12 protein-coding genes are annotated in these 17248 nt (G+C 69.5%); 2 read left to right on the plus strand and 10 right to left on the minus strand.

The window, feature by feature from the left end; all coding sequences use genetic code 11:
* Positions 1–105: 105 nt before the first annotated feature.
* From QM619_RS07220 to QM619_RS07230, 3 genes are read right to left on the minus strand one after another with little or no spacing between them, the layout of a single operon-like run.
* A complete protein-coding gene (locus tag QM619_RS07220) occupies positions 106–2073 on the minus strand; it encodes an OPT family oligopeptide transporter (RefSeq protein WP_415106091.1) in 1968 nt (655 codons plus the stop codon).
* A gap of 57 nt (positions 2074–2130) precedes the next feature.
* Positions 2131–2730 carry a ClpP family protease gene (locus tag QM619_RS07225; protein ID WP_415106094.1) on the minus strand — a complete coding sequence of 200 codons (600 nt, stop codon included), beginning with the start codon at positions 2728–2730 and terminating at the stop codon, positions 2131–2133.
* Entirely contained in the window at positions 2727–3350 is a 624-nt protein-coding gene (locus QM619_RS07230; protein WP_415106097.1) for a ClpP family protease, read from the minus strand. Before QM619_RS07230 ends, QM619_RS07225 begins: the two co-directional genes overlap by 4 nt.
* 163 nt (positions 3351–3513) lie before the next feature.
* On the opposite strand from QM619_RS07230, the gene QM619_RS07235 reads away from it, so the two are divergent.
* Entirely contained in the window at positions 3514–4776 is a 1263-nt protein-coding gene (locus QM619_RS07235) for an ATP-binding protein (protein WP_415106100.1), read from the plus strand.
* Positions 4777–4785: 9 nt separating this feature from the next.
* On the opposite strand, the gene QM619_RS07240 is transcribed toward QM619_RS07235, so the two are convergent.
* From QM619_RS07240 to QM619_RS07250, 3 genes are all read right to left on the minus strand, one after another.
* Complete coding sequence (locus QM619_RS07240) at positions 4786–5730, minus strand: hypothetical protein (RefSeq protein ID WP_415106103.1); 945 nt, start codon at positions 5728–5730, stop codon at positions 4786–4788.
* A gap of 1 nt (position 5731) precedes the next feature.
* Complete coding sequence (locus QM619_RS07245; protein WP_415106106.1) at positions 5732–6814, minus strand: helix-turn-helix domain-containing protein; 1083 nt, start codon at positions 6812–6814, stop codon at positions 5732–5734.
* A gap of 178 nt (positions 6815–6992) precedes the next feature.
* Positions 6993–7532 (minus strand): SRPBCC domain-containing protein, encoded by a 540-nt coding sequence (locus QM619_RS07250; RefSeq protein WP_415106109.1) that lies wholly within the window; start codon positions 7530–7532, stop codon positions 6993–6995.
* 97 nt (positions 7533–7629) lie between these two features.
* On the opposite strand from QM619_RS07250, the gene QM619_RS07255 reads away from it, so the two are divergent.
* On the plus strand, positions 7630–7995 hold the full coding sequence (locus QM619_RS07255; protein ID WP_415106112.1) for a VOC family protein: 366 nt from the start codon (positions 7630–7632) through the stop codon (positions 7993–7995).
* Between the two features lie 13 nt (positions 7996–8008).
* On the opposite strand, the gene yaaA is transcribed toward QM619_RS07255, so the two are convergent.
* The 4 genes from yaaA to QM619_RS07275 form a co-directional block, all read right to left on the minus strand.
* Positions 8009–8812, minus strand: coding sequence for a peroxide stress protein YaaA (gene yaaA / locus QM619_RS07260; protein ID WP_415106115.1), 804 nt, complete (start codon positions 8810–8812; stop codon positions 8009–8011).
* 33 nt (positions 8813–8845) lie between these two features.
* Positions 8846–9364 (minus strand): glycine cleavage system protein R, encoded by a 519-nt coding sequence (locus QM619_RS07265; RefSeq protein WP_415106118.1) that lies wholly within the window; start codon positions 9362–9364, stop codon positions 8846–8848.
* Between the two features lie 160 nt (positions 9365–9524).
* Positions 9525–15011, minus strand: coding sequence for a carboxyl transferase domain-containing protein (locus QM619_RS07270; RefSeq protein WP_415106121.1), 5487 nt, complete (start codon positions 15009–15011; stop codon positions 9525–9527).
* A gap of 196 nt (positions 15012–15207) precedes the next feature.
* Positions 15208–17235 carry a hypothetical protein gene (locus tag QM619_RS07275; RefSeq protein WP_415106124.1) on the minus strand — a complete coding sequence of 676 codons (2028 nt, stop codon included), beginning with the start codon at positions 17233–17235 and terminating at the stop codon, positions 15208–15210.
* Positions 17236–17248 lie beyond the last annotated feature (13 nt).

A 17248-nucleotide genomic window follows, 5' to 3' on the forward strand; every position in this document is an offset into this window, starting at 1 on the left:
CCGGGTGCCAATTTCGCCTCAGAAGCAAGTGCACCCGCGCGCGGAACCTGATGTGCTGGCTCGGCTGAACCCCCAAGCCAGCGACACCTTGTTATCTGTCCGGCGTCAGCTGTCGCGTTCGGCCGTCCGGGCGGTGCGCCGATACATCCAGCCGGTGAGCACCAGGAAGACCAGCACGCCGAGGATGCTGGCCCAGTTCTCGAAGCCGTCGCCGACGATGGCCAGCGGCTCGTCCTTCCCGGTGGCGCCCACGATGCCGGCAAACACGACGCCGTAGAGGCTCTCGCCGACGATCAGGCCGGTGGCGAGCAGGACGCCGAGACGCTTGCGATGCTCGACCCGGTCCGCCTTGCCGCGCGCCGCCCAGCGGTCGTACAGCTTCCCGAGCACCGCGCCCAGCGGAATGATCAGGGTCAGCGCCATCGGCAGGTACATGCCCATGCCGACCGCCAGCGGCGGCAGCCGGTACGACTTCGTGGTCTTGCCGAGCACCTCGTCCACCACGATGACGACGACCCCGATCAACGCGCCCAGACCGAGCAGCCCCCAGTCGATGGACACCCCGAACACGCCGGTGGCAAGGGACGACAGCAGCGCCGCCTGCGGTGCAGCCAGTGCGTTCTCACCTGCGCCCGGCGCCCCGGCGAAACCGAACGCGTTCTGCATCAGGTCGAGCACCGGCGGGATGATCGCCGATCCGAAGGCGACGCCGATGATCAGCGCGACCTGCTGCTTCCACGGCGTGGCGCCGACCAGCTGGCCGGTCTTCAGGTCTTGCAGGTTGTCGTTCGAGATGGTGGCGACACCGAAGACGACCGCCGCCGTGAACAGCGTGTAGGCGACCAGCGACAGGCTCTCCTCGGGATCGGCGGTGCCGAATGTCATCTTGATCAGCAGCGCCGCCGCGATCACCACGATGATGCCGACGCCCGAGATCGGGCTGTTCGACGACCCGATCAGGCCGGCCATGTAGCCACAGACCGCCGCGACCAGCAGACCGATCACGAAGACGAACGCGATGCTGGCGGTGACGATGCCGGCCAGCCCGTGGTGGATGGCCGTCCCGCTGGCGAAATCCCAGAGCAGGAAGCCGATCGGGATCAGCGAGACCACCACGACCAGGGTCACCCAGGTGATCGGGACGTCCCGCTCGGTCACGTCGACAGCGGTGCCCTGCCGCCGCGTCCGGGCCGAGACGAGCGCTCCTTGAATGCCCTTGACCACCGGGCCGGCGATCTTCACCAGGGTCCAGATCGCGGCGATCGCCATGGTGCCGGCGCCGATGAAGCGGACCTCGGAGGAGAAGATGCTGCCGACCGCGCTGAGCAGCGGTTCGTCGGCGGCGAGCTGGCCCGCCGACCGCATCGGCAGCAGGATGCCGTACGAGATGAGCAGGCCGACCAGCATCGCGACACCGACGGTCAGGCCGACCAGATGCCCGACGCCGATCAGGGCCAACGAGAGGCTGGCGCCGAACATGGTGCCGCCGCTGCCGAGCCGCAGGGCGCCTGCCACCGAGCTGCCGACCACCTTCAGCGAGGCGAGCAGCGAGAAGCCGGCCGAGGCGAAGGCGCCCAGCGAGATGATCCGGACGCCGCTGCGGTTGTCGGCAGCACCGCCGCTGCTGTCGCCCACCTTCAGCACTTCGGCCGCCGCGACCCCCTCGGGGTAGGGCAGGTCCGAGCCGGTCACCAGGGCACGACGCAGCGGAATGGAGTACATCACGCCGAGAGTTCCGCCGATCGCGCAGACAGCGGCGGTGGTCCAGTACGGGAAGCCCTGCCACCAGCCGATCATCACCAGGCCGGGCAGCACGAAGATGATCGCCGACAGGGTGCCGGCCGCCGACGCGATCGTCTGGACGATGTTGTTCTCGACGACCGAATGGTCCTTGAAGTAGCGCAGGACGCTCATCGAGATCACCGCGGCCGGAATCGCCGTGGCGAAGGTCAGGCCGACCTTGAGGCCCAGATAGACGTTCGCGGCGGTGAACACCAGGGTGATCAGCCCGCCGAGAACGATCCCTCGGAAGGTGAGTTCGCGTGCCGTGGCCGGCGCCGTGGTCTGGCTCATACCCATAACTCCTCACTGCCGGCTCGCGTCGCGATCCACCGGCCAGGGGACGACGTCTCACCCTAACGCCGGAACCACCCCCAGGACCCGGTCGACCACGCCGTAGCGGACGGCGTCCGCCGGTGTCAGGATCAGGTCGCGTTCCAGGTCGGCGCGGATCTGTTCCGGCGTCCGGCCGGTGTGCCGGGCCAGCAGTTCCTCTTGCAGGGCACGGACGCGGGCGACCTCGTCCGCTTCGAGAATCAGGTCGGGAATGGTGCCGCGCCCCTCGGCGGCGGGAGCGTGGATCACCACCCGTCCGTGCGGCAGGATCTGCCGGCCACCGGACGCCCCACCGGCCAGCAGCAGCGCGGCGGTGGCCGCCGCCTGCCCGACGCAGGTGGTCTCCACCCGCGGCTTGACGAACTGCATCGCGTCGTAGATCGCCAAGGTGGCCGGGATCGAGCCGCCCGGCGAGTTGAGGTAGAGCGCGATCGGGGTGTCGCCGTTGTCGTTGGCCAGGTGCAGCAGCTGCGCGATCACGGTGTTGGCGACCCCGTCGTCGATGGCGGTGCCGAGGTAGACGATCCGGTCGGCCAGCAGCCGGCTGTAGATGTCCACCGTCCGTTCGCCGCGGTCGGTGCGGGTGGTGACGTAGGGAATCGGATAGCTGCTCATCGAAGGCCTCCCGCCTGGCCCAGCCCGATCCGGGTCCGCGGCGACGGCAGCAGTTCGGGCCCGTCGACAATGGCGTCCACAAATCCGTAGTCCAGCGCCTCGGACGCCGAGAACCAGCGGTCCCGGCGGGAATCAGCCTCGATCCGCTGCAGCGGCTGACCGGCGTCCTCGGCGATGCAGGCCAGCACAGTGTCACGGGTCTGCCGCAGATCGTCAGCCTGAATGGCGATGTCCATCGCGGTGCCGCCGATGCCCGCCGAGCCCTGGTGCAACAGCACGCGTCCGTGCGGCATCGTGAAGCGCTTGCCCTTGGTGCCGGACGACAGCAGGAACTGCCCGGCGCTGTAGGCCATGCCCAGGTTGATGGTGGCGACGTCGTTGGGAATGGTCCGCATGCAGTCCCGGATCGCCAACATGCCGGGGACGGAGCCGCCCGGCGAGTTGATCAGCAACCGGATGTCGGCGTCCGGATCGTCGGCGGCCAGCACCAGCAGCGCACTGCACAGCCGCAGCGTGTTGTCGTCTTCCAACGGACCGCTGAGCACGATGGTGCGTTGTTCGAAGAGCCGGTCATGCAACAGGTGGTCGAGACGGAGTCGCTCGGTGGTGGTGTCGGTCATGGCGCGAGCCTGCTGGCACTGCGACCGTGAGAACAGTGCGCGCTGCCCTGAGCAGATCTGCCCACAGCAGGATCGGATGCTCGACCCGTGCTAGACCGGCATTAGATACCGTGCTAAAACTACATTAGAGTTGCTGCTAGATCTGCATCAGAGAGGCTTCCGGATGACGAACGAAGGGGGCTACCTTCCGCGCTACGTCGATCGAGCACTGGACCTGCTGCTGGACGAACTGCCGGCCTTGATGCTGGTCGGCCCCCGCGGCTGCGGCAAGACGACAACCGCACTTCGACGTGCGCGGTCGGTACTACGGCTCGATCGTCCCGAGCAGGCCTCGGCTTTCCGAGGCTCTCCCGATGCCGTGCTGGCCACCTACCCCACTCCGGTCCTGATCGACGAGTGGCAGTCTGAGCCTGAGTCCATGGGGGCGGTCAAGCGCGCCGTCGACGCCGAGTCCGGCCCAGGACGCTTTCTGCTCACCGGTAGCGTCAGAGCACGATTGGGGTCGACCGGGTGGCCGGGAACCGGCCGGGTCGTCCCTCTCCCGATGTACGGACTCACCGTCGGCGAACTGGAACAGCGTGGCCACGCCGCGGATTTCCTCGAGCGGCTCTTCGCGGATCAGCCCTTTCCCACCTCAAGACTCGATCCCGCCCCCACGCTCGTGGACTATGTCGACCACGCCGTCCGAGGTGGATTTCCGGACGCCTACGGACTCAGTGATTTCGCTCGCTCGAACTGGTACGAGGGCTATGTCGACCAACTGGTTCGCCACGATGTGCCAGCTGCCGCCGACGTCCGGAACCCGACCGGGTTGGCGTTGCTTCTGCGGGCGCTGGCATTCAACTCCGCAGGCCAACCGGAAATCGGCACGCTATCAGTCTCAGCCGGCCTAGATCACCGCACGACGAGGGCTTACCTCGACCTGCTCGAAGATCTGCGCATCGTCGAGCGCCTGCCTGCTTGGACCGCCAACCGCCTCAGCCGCATGGTGAAGCGACAGAAGTACTACATCGTCGATCCGGGGATGGCTACGCATCTTGCGGGTGATAGCCGGGCCGGGGCATTGCGCAACGGAGACCGGCTTGGACGACTCATCGATACTTTCGTGACCGCTCAATTGCGACCGCTCCTAGGGTTGTCCTCGCCTGCAATCAACGCATTTCATCTTCGCGACACCAACCAGACCCGTGAAATCGATCTGTTGCTCGAATCGGCGGCGGGTCAGGTCGTCGGGATTGAGATCAAGGCTGCCGACGCGGTACACCCTCGCGACGCTCGGCACCTGGCATGGTTGCGCGATCAACTCGGAGCGACCTTTCACCGGGGTGTCGTGTTTCACACCGGCACGACCACCTATCCCCTCGACGACCGAATCTGGGCCATGCCGATCGCCGCGATCTGGGGCGAGGAATATCGAGTCGAATGACGCATCGCCCTACATTGGCGCCATGTTGATCACCGTCCGCATCGACGACGAGGCGCAGAGCGCCCTGAACGAACTCACGTCCGACGGCCTTGTCAAACCGAGGTCACCGACAACCGAACGCTTCAGGTTCCGGACTGGAGCGCGGTCGCAGGTTCGATGCGGCTGGCTTTGAGTGCGGGCAGGATTCCGGAGCCGACGCCGGCGAGCATCCCGACCCCAACCGCGGCCGCCACGATGCGCAGGTCGAGCACGGGTGTCCAGTCGTTGGCTGCGCAGGTGGCCACGATCACCAGTACGCCAGCACCGCTGCCGATCAGCCCACCCAGCAGCCTCGACCAGTTCGGGTGTGTCGATGGCCTGTAGGAGGCGGAAGGCGTCGAGGGCGTCCTTTTCCTTGACACGCTCGGGTTGCCGGCTGGCTTGGTTGAAGCGTTCGCTGATCTTGATGATCTTGGCCGCCAGGAGTGCGGCTGGCCCGGCGACGGCAAGGTTGAAGGTTCTGGCGTCGTTGGCATCGAGGGCTGTGATGGTGACGGGCGTGTTGTCTACGAGTGCAGGTTCGAGGCCACGGGCGATGCGGGCCGTGGACTTGGCATGAGGTGGAAGGCGGGCAGCGCGCGCAGAGGCTCTCGCCGTGCCTGCTTGGTGGGGGACCACCATAAGGTCCACGGCTACGTCACTGCGTGCGATCCAGTGTCCGGGGTTCGATCCGGGACTGAATCCGGCGCCTCGCAGTGCCCCGGCGATCTCCGGGGTGTCGGCCAACACTGTGGCGTTGACTGCGAGGTCGGCGTCGGTGGTCATCGGTGGTACCCGGAGGTCGGTGTCACCGGTGTGCTGGTAGACGGCCTGGGCGCCGACCAGGACCAGGCTGTCGAGGTGTTCTTCGAGCGCGGCGAGGACGTCGAGGAGGACTCGGCGAGCGGCGACGTATTCGGGGGCGGGCTGGGTCATGTCATGCCTTCCAGGCCGGGTCGGAGCGCTGGAGTGAGTCCATGAGCTGTTCAGCCTCGGCGTCTGAGCGGTTGGGCAGGGTGAGCAGGTCGGCGAGCACCAGCGCCACTGGAGCGATCGAAACAGGCGGGCCGTCCGCTTTCGGGAGGATCTGGCTGTCCTGCGGCACGGCGATCACCACGTTGGCCGTCACGGGGTCTGCTTCGATCAGGCCGAGGCTGCGGGCCAGGACGTCGGGAACTGCGGTGTAGAGAGCGAGCAGGCGCAGCGGCACCACTGGTGTGGCGCCATCAGGCAGAAGTCTGCGTGCCGCGGCCGAACCGGTGAGCGCCACCGCGCCTGTTCTCTCTAGGTTGGTGAGGGTGCGTTCTAGGCCTCGCGGGGCGATCCAGTAGCCGACGGAGGCGTTGGTCTTGGTGAAGTTGTAGTCCCGGACCCATCGCTGGATCAGCGCGCGCCGACGGACGGCGGTCACCACTCCACGATCGTCGCGGTCGACGACACCCTCGCGCGCCAGCGTGGTCAGCAGCTTGGAGACAGAGCCAGGCGAGACCTCGGCTCGACCGGCCAGGTCTCGGACCCCGATGGGCAGGCTCGTGGTGGAGAGCGCGCGGATTATGCGGCATGCGGCGAGCCCGTTGAGTCGGACGACCGCTTTGCTGCCGGGGGTTCGTGGTGATCTCTTGGCCCCCTCGCTGGTGAGCAGGATCAGCGGACTGTCGGTGGCCAACCGCACCCATCCGGTGGCGTCGGCGTAGCTGATCCCCGCCTCGGTCAAGGCTGCTCGAAGGGACGGGCCGATATAGTCCGATAGGAACAGCACCGGCCAGCCGCGTGACAACAGCCGAGTACGCAAAGCGAGAAGCAGCAGCTCGTTGGACATAGTGCCCGAGCGTTGAGCGTTCGTGAGGAACGTGATCTTGCCGCCCGCAGGTCCGTGCAACTCGATCAATGTGTCCCGTGGTGCGCCGCCAGAGGCCACTTCGTCGCGTCGGCGGATGCTCCACGAGGCAGGCAGCAGCTTGGCGATGCTGCGGAGGGCGACGTCCGCCAGCAGCGTTTCTCTAACAGCATCGTTTCTCATCGTGAGAAACAGGCTAGTTAAAGAAATGCATCTCCGGCAAGGCAGGCCGGCCGCAGCGTGGCCGCCTACCCTCCGCGAGCGCCGATGGGTACGACTGCGGACGATCGTCGGGAAGCCGCGCGCGTGTTGAGGGATATGGAACTCCTGGGCACACAGTGATCAGCCGCAGCGGACGAGATCATGCTCTCCTCCCGTCGCCGGCAAGCAGGGCCGCGTAGCGCTGCTCCAGGTCTCCCACCGGGATGTCGATCACCGGCACAGCGACGGAGCCGGTGTCGAGCAGTTCAGCCAGTTGGTCGAGGGCGGCGTGGTAGCCGGCCGCCGTGCCGTGCGCCGGGTATTGATCGACATCGCCCAGCCAGGTGGTGAAGACCAGCCGAGTGCCGTCGCCGTCCGGTTCGAGTTCGAAGCGGAGCAGGTCGGCGTCCCAGCGGTACTCGAGCAGACGCGGGGGTTGCCAGGCCAGCATCCGGCCAGCGAGTGCGACCTGCTCGGCCGGAATGCCGAAGCGCTCGACGTGGGCCGGCCAGAACGGGAACACCAGGTCGGCGCCCGTCCGTCGTTCGCCGACCATGTCGGCGGGCATCCAATGCCGCAGCGATTCCGATCCGGTCAGTGCGCGCCACACCTTCTCGGGAGGGTGGCGCAAACGGCGCTCGTAGCGCAGGCCGTAGCGACCGTCCTCGCGCAGAACCTCGCCAAGCCGTTCGGTGGTCATGCCTCCTCCTGTCGATCGAGATGCAGCTCGAGGGCGTCGAGCGCGTCGGCCCAGCGCCGGCCCGAAAACTGTCAGTGCCGGCCGACAGACTGGTCGCATGATTGATCACTTCGGCGTCAACGTGGCCGACATGGCCGCCTCCGTCCGCTTCTATGACACCGTGCTGGGCACGCTCGGCTTCACCCGCCAGATGGATTTCGGGGAGGCGATCGGCTACGGCACGCCGGGCCATCCGGATTTCTGGGTGAGCTCGGCGGCCAGCGGCACCTCCAACCGGGAAAGCCACATCGCGTTCTCCGCGTCCGACCGAGACGCCGTGCAGGCCTTCTTCGACGCCGCCAGCCAGCTGGGTGCCGAGGTACTGCACGCACCGCGGGAGTGGCCGGAGTATCACCCCGGCTACTACGGCGCCTTCGTCCGCGACCCCGATGGCAACAACGTGGAGGCCGTCTGTCACGGCTGAGCCGCGAGGCCGATCAGCGTCCGACGGTGGGCCGGTCCTCGAAGCTCCGGACGAACACCGGTTGCTGGGCGGTCGAGGCGTCCGGGTCGTAGCGGTAGCCGTGCTCGGCGAACCGCTTCACCGCGCCGGGCGTCCGGACGCGTTCGCGGACCAGCCAGGAGGCCAGCGCGCCCCGGGCCCGTTTGGCGTAGAACGAGATCACGCCGCGGGTGCCGCGGGCGTTGGTGTCCTCGAACCGGGGCGAGATCACCGGGCAGTCGAGGTCGCCGAAGCGGACCGACTTGGCGTACTCCTCGGAGGCCAGGTTGAGCACGGCCCCGGCACCGGGCGACTCCGCCAGGTCGCTTCGCAGCAGGTCGGTGACGGTCGAGCCCCAGTAGGCGTACAGGCTATTGCCGCGCTCGGTCGCCAGCGGCAGACCCATCTCCAGCCGATACGGCTGAATCAGGTCGAGCGGACGCAGCACCCCGTACAGTCCGGACAGGATCCGCACCGTCTTCTGCGCCTCGGTGTAGTCGCGGGCGTCCCATAGCTCACGCACCGCGAGGCCCTGGTAGACGTCCCCGGCGAAGGCGAGCACGGCGGCACGCGCGTTGCGGGTGGTGAACGGCAGCGAGAAGTCGGCGTAGCGCTGCGCATTGAGGGCGGCCAGGTCGTCGGAGATGTGCATCAGGCCGGCGATCTCGGACGTCGACTTGCCCCGCATCACCTCGATCAACTCGGACGAGCGATCGAGCAGCCTGGGCTCGGAGTACTTGCGGGTGGGCAGCGGAGAGTCGAAGTCCAGCGACTTCGCGGGCGACAGCAGAACCAGCACCGAAGCAGGCTACCGCGCCGCCCGGAGACGAGGTCAGCCCGCGGCGACGGTGATGTCGACCACGATCTCGGCGGCCAGCCGCTCCAGGTCGGCCTGGAGGCTACCGAGATCCTGGTCGGCGGCCACCGGCGCGGTCAGATGGGCCTCGAAGAGGCGTCCGCCGGCCATCGGGGCGTCCCTGGTCTCGGTGATCAGCTTCTCGATGCTGATGCCGTGCCGGCTCAGCACCCCGGAGACGTCGCGGACGATGCCGGGGTGGTCGTTGCCCACCAGATCGACCTGAATGTGCTGCGCCGCCTCGGCCGGTGCCGCATCGTCGTCCGCCGAGTGCAGGGCCACCTCGAGCAGCCCGCTCAGCGGCTTCAGCGCCGCCGCCAACTCGTCGGCCCGGTCGTCCGGCACCCGGACCAGCACGATGCCGGCGAATTTGCCGGCCAGTTCGGCGAGCTGACTGCGTTCCCAGTTGCCACCGTGGGCGGTGACGACATCGGCGAGCGCGTTGACGAGTCCGGCGCGATCGTCGCCGATCACGGTCAGCACCAGGGTGGCCATGTCGGGAGCGTAGTGGCCCCGCGAGCATCCCCGTAACCGGTGCCCGACCAGGTCTGGTCATCCCGCGCTTGACACGGGACCTCGGCAGCACAGGTCAGCCGACGACAAGATCCCGGCGTTCGCCGGGATGACGGAAGCCGCCGCCGGGATGACGAAACCGTCAGCGGGACTGATAGGCCTCGATGGTCGCGATGATCTCGGGACGGATCCGGCTGGGGCTGATCACCTTGTCCACCGAACCGACCTCGCGGGCGCGCTGGATGTTGTGGACGCCGTCGAACTCGGCGGCCACCTCGCTGATCTTCTCCGCCCGCACCACGGCCCGGACGTCGTCCAGCTGGGCCTGCAGCCGGGCACGTTCGGCCGGCAGCGCCGACCGCACCTGGCCTTCCAGCTCGGCGACCCGAGGGTCGGCGGTGGTGCGCTTCGCGACGTCCCTGGCGAAGACCACCGCAGCCGCCGGAGCGCCGCCGATGACGGACGCGAACGAGCCCTCGACGGCGAGCACCGTCATGTTCTCGTTGAGTTTCTTGGAGAACACCACGAAAGCGCCCCCGTGGTAGCGGGAGATCACCACGAAGACGATCGGGCCGTCGAAGTTGACCACCGCCCGGCCGATCTCGGCGCCGTATTCGAGCTGCAGGTTGCGCATCGACTCCGGGGAGCCGTCGAAGCCGGACAGATTCGCCAGCACCACCACAGGACGGTTGCCGGACGCCGCGTTGATCGCCCGCGCCACCTTTTTGCTCGACCGCGGGAACAGCGTTCCCGCGGTGTAGGTGTCGGGACCGTCGGTGGGCGGGAACCCGGCCCGCGGCACCGGCTTGGACTCGATGCCGATCAGGCAGATCGAATGCCCGCCGACCCGTGCGTCCATCACCACCGCGGTCTCGGCGTCCACCATGCCGGCCCAGCGCTCGGTGTGCGGATGGTCGGCGTCGGCGACGGCCGCCATCACGGTGCGAATGTCGAACGGCTTCTTCCGATCCGGGTTGGCGGTGAAGATCTCGCCGACGGTGGCGAACTCGCCGCCGTGCGGGTAGCTGGAGACGTCCCGGTCACAAGGGTCGGACGTCGGCGCGCGACGCGGCCCGGCCTCGCCCGGCATCACGTAGGTCTGGGCGTAGTGGCCCATCAGGATCCGGAAGGCACCCGGCAGGTCGGGCGCCCAGTACTGGGCCTGACCGTTCGGTCCCATCACCCGGTCGTAGCCGCCGATGCCGAAATTGTCCTCGGCCGAGACGCTGCCGGAGAAGTCCAGGGTGTCCTTGCCGGTCAGCACCATCGCCGAGTCGGGCGTCATCACCAGGACGCCCTTGGTGTGCATCAGCATCGTCGCCTCGGCGTTCCAGTACGGCTGGGCACCGACGTTGATGCCGGCGACCACGATGTTGATCTCGCCGCCGTCCTGTGTGAACTCGATGATCCGGCGCAGCGCGGCACCGACCCAGTCCATGTTCTCGGTGCCGGAATCCATCGAGATCCGGGCGCCCGAGCTCAGCGTGAACCACTCCACCGGCACCCGCATCCGTTCCGCCAGGTCGAGGGCGGCGATGATCCGGCGGCACTCCGGCTCGGCGACCGCGCCCAGACCGCGGGTCGGGTCGCCGGAGAGCACGACACGGGTCATCCCCTCGGGGTGCAGCGGGGTCGGGGTGGTGACCAGGCCGCAGATGATGCCGGCCTCGTTCAGCCCGCGCTCGCGCTGGACGGGCACCAGGTGGCCGTCGGCGTCCAGGTCGAGCTCAGTGATGGTGCCACCCGGTCCGGCCAGCACGTCGCTCAGCTCGTAGGGGTAGACCAGCCCGCGACGGCGCGCGCGCAAGACGCGTCCGGCGTAGTCGTCGAGGGGTTTCAGGGGCTCGGTCGGCGGCGGCTGAATGGACGCCGTGACGCCCGCGCCGGCCCGGTAGTGGAACCGGACGGCGAGCGGGATGATGCCCTGGCCGGGCTGATCGAACCGGCCCTGGGCGAGCACCTCCTCGATGCCGGCGCCGTCGCCGAGCGGGGTGATCTTGGTCTGCAACGACACGATGTCTTTGTGGTCGAGGTCGATCACCGGCCAGACGTGCACCCAGACGTGGTTCATGTCGAGCCGGTTGCCCTCGCTGCCGCGCGCCGCGCGGGTGCGCCGGATCGCCTCCAGGCAGTTCTCCACCGCCCGCTCGGCGTGCGGCAGGCCGAGCATCCGGCCGTTGGCGTCGCGCACCGGCGCCAGTTGCCGCACCTGCGCCATCGCCACCAGGCGCCGATCGGCCGGGTTCGATTTGGCGACGCAGTCGAACAGCAGCACATCCTCGGGGGCCGGCAGCCGGGTCACGTCGAACTCGCGCAGCCGCCACAGGTCGAGCCGCCGGGCCACCATCGGATGGACGCCGCGGATCCGCTGGTCCTCGGCGATCTCGCCGGACGTCGTCCAGCGGAAGGTCAGGTAGCGCGGCTCGGAGCGGTGGTCGCAGACAGCCACCACGACGCGTCGGACGTTCTGGCTCAGCGACCAGGTCGCCAACACCTGCTCCAGGTAGGCGCTGGCCCGGTCGGAGTCGGGCGCGTCCGGCCAGGACACATACAGCTCGACGACGGCCTCGTCGCCGGCCCGTGCCCGCAGCAGTTCGGAGACCAGGGTGCTGACCGGGCCGTCGCCGGCCAGTTCGTCGAGGCGTCCGAGCGTCGACACCACCCGTGTCGGACGGCCCTCCAACCGGTAGTCGGCGGTCGCCGCCGCCCGGTCGTCGATGGTGAGGTGGCGCAATTCGGTCAGCTCGAAGTCGGAGTAGTGCTTGCGGATCAGCACCTCGAGCATCGGCTCGTCGGCCGGGACGCCGTCAGCCAGCCGTTCGGACAGGAAGCCGACGGTCGGCTCGGGAATGGCGGCCAGCGCGGCGATCCGCCGGTCGCGATCGGGGGCCTGCGGGTCGGCCACCAGCGCCGCCACCTCATCGGCCACCCCGGCCAGCACGGCGTCGCGTTCGGCGTCCACCTGCGGCTGATCGAACCAGCGGAACCGGATCGACCGGGCCAGGTCGCCGACCACCGGGAAGCGCCGCTGGGTGGCCCTGACCAGGCGTTCCAGTTCGGCGCGGGCATGGCTGGCCACCTGCGGCTGCGGGGCGGGCTCGGTGATCCAGCGCTCCAGCAGCGAGGTGATCACCTTCAGGTCGGACGCGAAGCGCTGCTGGGCGAGGAAGATCCGGAAGACCGCCTCTTCGACGGCCGGGGTCCGGATCAGATCGGTGATCCAGTAGTGCGCGAACACCTTGGCCAGCCGCTCGGTGAACTGCATCGGCAGCTCAGCGCGGTCGACGTCCAGGCTCTGCAGAAAGCGGTGGAAGTGCTCGCGGTCGCTGTGCACCCGCAGCTCGGCGCTGGCGTCCTCGCCGGCCGGCCGATTGCGGCTCAGTTCGGCCAGGTCGGCGAACAGGCCGATCAGGGCGATCTCGCCGGTCATCACGTCCACTCCGGCGGCGCACAGCTCGTCGCGGGTGGCCAGGTATCCGGCCAGCGGCCGGTAGTCGGGGTCGGCGTCGAAGCCCATCAGCAGAGCCGACAGGTCGGCCAGCAGGCGTTGGGCGCGAGAGCTGGGGTCGGCGATCGGTTCGATCGCCGGCAGCTCCAGGCCCGGCCCGGTCGCCACCACCTCGTCGGTGTCGGCGGCGTCGGAGAGCGGCTCCAGCCGCAGCAGCGGCGCCATGGTCTCGACCTGGCTGCCGGTCATCACCAACAGCTCTTTGACCCGGCAGGCGAAGGGGGCGACCAGGACGGTCTCCATCTTCATCGACTCCAGCACCAGCACCGGCGCCCCGGCGGCGACCTCTTCGCCGACCGCGGCCGGGGTCGCGACCACCAGGGCCGGGGCCGGGGAGCGCAATACGCCGCCCTCGTCGCGGCTGACCCGGTGGGCGACGCCGTTCACCTCGATCAGGTGCACCGGCCCGTGCGTGGCGGTGACCAGGCGATACCGCTGGCCGCCCACCTGCAGCCGGCTGTGGAACTCGTCCAGCCGCTCCAGAGACGCCTCGACAGTGCTGGACTGCTCACCCTGCGCCACCCGCACCCGATAACGCTCCGGACCGATCCGGAACGTCGTCACCTGATAGGTGACGCCGCGCAGTTTCAGGTCGACGGGGCGTCCGACCGAATGCTGCACCTGCGGGCGTCCGCCGTGCGCCGTCTCCAACAGCCTGGCGATCTCCACCTCTTCGGTGTCCTGGTAGGCCTGAATGGCGGACGCCACCAGCGCGATCCCGGAATGCCGGTCGGCGACCAGGCCGCCCTCGGCCCGGACCCGGTCGATCCAGCCAGTGTCGGCCAATTCCACTCCGGAGCCGCCGACCACCTCGGGCCGGCCCAGCAGGTCGAGGATGAAGCTCTTGTTGGTGGCACCGCCCTCGATCACCACGGTGGTCTCGTTCATGGCGCGGCGCAGCCGTCCGAGCGCCTCGTCGCGGTCGCGTCCGCAGGCGATGATCTTGGCGATCATCGAGTCGAAGTCGGCCGGAATCTGGTCGCCCTCGGCGACGCCGGTGTCGACCCGGATGCCGGGCCCGGCCGGCAGGTCGAGCCGGGTGATCCGTCCGGGAGCGGGCGCGAAGTCACGGTCGGGATCCTCGGCGTTCAGCCGGGCCTCGACGGCATGGCCGAACTCGGTGGGACGCTCGGTGAGCGGCTGGCCGGAGGCGACCCGAATCTGGGCCTTGACCAGGTCGAAGTCGTTGGTCACCTCGGTGATCGGGTGCTCCACCTGCAGGCGGGTGTTCACCTCGAGGAAGGCGAAGGCCTGGTCAGCGGGATGGTAGAGGAACTCGACGGTGCCGGCGCCGGCGTAGCCGACGGCCAGCGCCAGCCGTTCGGCGGACGCCTTCAGCTCGTCGGTCTGCTCGGCGGTCAGCAGCGGCGAGGCCGACTCTTCGATCACCTTCTGGTTGCGGCGCTGCACCGAGCAGTCCCGGACGCCGAGCGCCCAGGCCGCGCCCTGGCCGTCGGCGATGACCTGCACCTCGACGTGCCGGGCGCCGGTGACCAGCTTCTCCAGGAACACCACGCCCGATCCGAACGCCCGCTCGGCCTCGTCGCGGGTGCGCTGGTAGGCGTCGGTCAGTTCGTCGGCGTTGGTCACCTTGCGGATGCCGCGTCCGCCACCACCGGCGGTGGCCTTCAGCATCAACGGGTAGCCGACCCGTTCGGCGGCCGCCAGCGCGTCGTCCAGAGTGTCGACACCGCCGCGCGACCACGGCGCCACCGGCACCCCGACCTCTTCGGCAATCAGCTTGGAGCCGATCTTGTCGCCCAGTTTGCGCATCGCCTCGCCGGACGGCCCGATGAAGGCGATGCCGTGCGATTCGACCAGGTCGGCGAAGGCGGCGTCCTCGGCGACGAAGCCCCAGCCGACCCAGACGGCGTCCGCGCGGGCCCGCAGCAGGACGTCGATCAGCAGTTCGTGGTTCAGGTACGGACGGTCCGCCGCCGGCCCGAGCGGGTAGGCCTCGTCGGCCTCGCGGGCGAACATCGCGGTGCGTTCGGCGTCGGTGTACAGCGCGATGACGGTGATCGGCTCGTCACCGGGACGCTCGGCGTTGAGGTCCCGGACGGCGTGGATGAGCCGCATGGCGGCCTCGCCACGATTGACGATCGCGATGCGCTGGAACACCTGGCGCCTCCTTCACCTTGGACGATCTTGCCCCCGAAATCTTCCACTTCTGCGCCGTCAAGGCGAGGCGACCCGAGCGACACAGCTCAGATTCGCCGGCTGACGCCGGGCGGGGCTGTGCGGACAGGCCAACTCGGCCGTCCGAGCTTTGGCGGGATCCCACAACGCCGGCCGGGTCGTTCTCAGACTCGGCAGCTCAGCGGCCGTGCTTCTTGCGAAGCGCTTTCGCCTCCTTTGCGGGGCCTCGCGACCCCCACCAGTCGCCGGCCTGCCAGCGTGCCGTCGCGAGCTGGTCGAGCGCCTCCAGGTACTCGTCCAGGTAGCGCTCCGGGTCGGCCTCATAGCGTCCGCGCAGCTCCTCCACCAGCGCCTCGCTGGCCTCCCGGACGTCGCGCCGCTTCCCGCTCGCGGCGGCCTGCTCAACCTCCGCACGGGCCCGCTCCAGGGCCTCCGCCTCGGCCGCTGCCCGTTGAGCTTCCTCCCGTTCGACCGCTTCCCGCTCGGCCTCCTGCTGAGCCCGCTCTGCCTGCTCGCGCTCCGCCTGTTCCGCGGCCAGCCTTTCCTCTTCGGCCAACCGCTCCTCCTCGGCCCGGCGCTGCTCCTCGGCCAACTCCGCGGCGCGCCGCCGGGTCTCGACAAACTCGACCAGCCGGGCCTGCTCCGCTTCGTCCGCGGCAACCTCCTCGGCTTCCTCTTCGGTGGACCGTGGGGACTGACCCTCCGGTGCACGATCGTCCTCGGCTTCTTCTTCGGCGACCGCCTCCACGGCCTCGGCGGCCTCCAACGCGGCCAGTTCGGCGGCCAGCCACTCCAGCTCTTCGCGTTCGGCGCGTTCCGCGTCGGTCTCGTCGCTGACCCGGGCGCGCAGGGCGGCCTCGGCTTCGGCCCGTTCGCGTTCCAGCTGCAGCGCATGCTCGGCGATCCGCTCGGCGCGCTTGCGGCGCCGCTCCAGCCGTTCCTGCTCGGCCGCCTCCGCGGCCTCCCGCTGCTCACGCTCGGCGGCTTCGGCCGCCTTCCGCTCCTCGTCGGCCCGCCGCCGCGCGGTCTCCTCGGCCCGCCGCGTCGCCTCGGCAGCCGCGTCGCGAGCCCGGCGTCCCAGCTCTGCCTCGGCCTCGGCGCGCCGGTTCTCCTCAGCGGCATCCGCGGCGTCGCGCTGCACGGCCAGGCATCCGGACGGCTCGCCCTGCCCCCCGGTCCGCACGCCGAACACGTCCTCGGACGGCAGCGCCGTCCACCAGACCTGCGCCCCGAGCGCAGCCCGCTCTCGGCGCGGCAGTGCCTCGCGGTCGGCGTCCGAGATGAGGGACGCCGCCAGCTCGGCGACATCGTCGGCCTCGGCCGCGCGGCCCAGCCCGCGCAGATCGTCCGACAGATCGGACAGCGCGACCACCAACACCTGCTGCACCTCGGGCTTGCGCACCGCGACCGCTCCCAGCAGGTCCACCAGCCGGCGGCGCAGGGTCAACCCCAACCCGGACGCACCGACCGCCAGCGTCCGGTCGGCCGCCTCGCTGTACAACCCGAACAGGGGCTCGCTGAGCCGGTCGAGCATCGCCGGCGGCAGCTGCGCCGGCTGCTCCAGCCACTCCCGCGCCATCGCCTCGTACCGTTCGACGGCGCGCAGCACGTACTCCACGGCAGGTTCCGGCCAGCCAGCGGCCCAGCGGGCGTCCGAGGCCATCCGGTCGACGTCGATCGGGACGAACTCGCCGTCGTCGGCGCCGACCGCGACCGCCACGTCGGCACGGGCATTGGCGGCTGGGACGTCACCGGCGGCGAGCCCGGCGCGGGCCCAGACCAGCAACGCCCAGGCCACGGTCTGCGGACTGAGCGCGGCGTCCAGATCGAGCCGGCTCAGCTGTCCGCGGATGCCGAGGGCGGCGTCCAGAGCCTGCTCGGCCTGCGGGTGCAACCCGGCCGCCGACTGGATCGACGCCAGCTGCACCAGCGAGATGATCGATCGGACGGCGTCCGACCGCGGCGTGTAGGGGCCGAGCGGGCCGTGCTGCGCCAGAACCCTGGCCGACAGCGTCACCGCCTCTTGGACGCCGGACGCCGCCTCGGCCCAGGCATGCCCGGACAGCCGGTGGGCGGTCAACTCCACCAGGGCGTCGGCGACGGCGCCCGACCGCGCCGGATCGCCGCCCGCCCAGTCGCGAATACGCTGCAACTCGGAGGCCAATCGGCGGGTCTGCTGAGCAAAGGTGTCGGTGGGATACGTCATGGACTCCCTCAGG

Source organism: Micropruina sp., assembly GCF_047606665.1.
Classification (GTDB): Bacteria; Actinomycetota; Actinomycetes; order Propionibacteriales; family Propionibacteriaceae; genus Micropruina.

Coding starts and splice junctions, on each gene's coding strand:
- QM619_RS07220 (WP_415106091.1), bottom strand. CDS start 2,073: ATGAGCCAGACCACGGCGCCGGCCACGGCACGCGAACTCACCTTCCGA.
- QM619_RS07225 (WP_415106094.1), bottom strand. CDS start 2,730: ATGAGCAGCTATCCGATTCCCTACGTCACCACCCGCACCGACCGCGGC.
- QM619_RS07230 (WP_415106097.1), bottom strand. CDS start 3,350: ATGACCGACACCACCACCGAGCGACTCCGTCTCGACCACCTGTTGCAT.
- QM619_RS07235 (WP_415106100.1), top strand. CDS start 3,514: ATGACGAACGAAGGGGGCTACCTTCCGCGCTACGTCGATCGAGCACTG.
- QM619_RS07240 (WP_415106103.1), bottom strand. CDS start 5,730: ATGACCCAGCCCGCCCCCGAATACGTCGCCGCTCGCCGAGTCCTCCTC.
- QM619_RS07245 (WP_415106106.1), bottom strand. CDS start 6,814: ATGAGAAACGATGCTGTTAGAGAAACGCTGCTGGCGGACGTCGCCCTC.
- QM619_RS07250 (WP_415106109.1), bottom strand. CDS start 7,532: ATGACCACCGAACGGCTTGGCGAGGTTCTGCGCGAGGACGGTCGCTAC.
- QM619_RS07255 (WP_415106112.1), top strand. CDS start 7,630: ATGATTGATCACTTCGGCGTCAACGTGGCCGACATGGCCGCCTCCGTC.
- QM619_RS07265 (WP_415106118.1), bottom strand. CDS start 9,364: ATGGCCACCCTGGTGCTGACCGTGATCGGCGACGATCGCGCCGGACTC.
- QM619_RS07275 (WP_415106124.1), bottom strand. CDS start 17,235: ATGACGTATCCCACCGACACCTTTGCTCAGCAGACCCGCCGATTGGCC.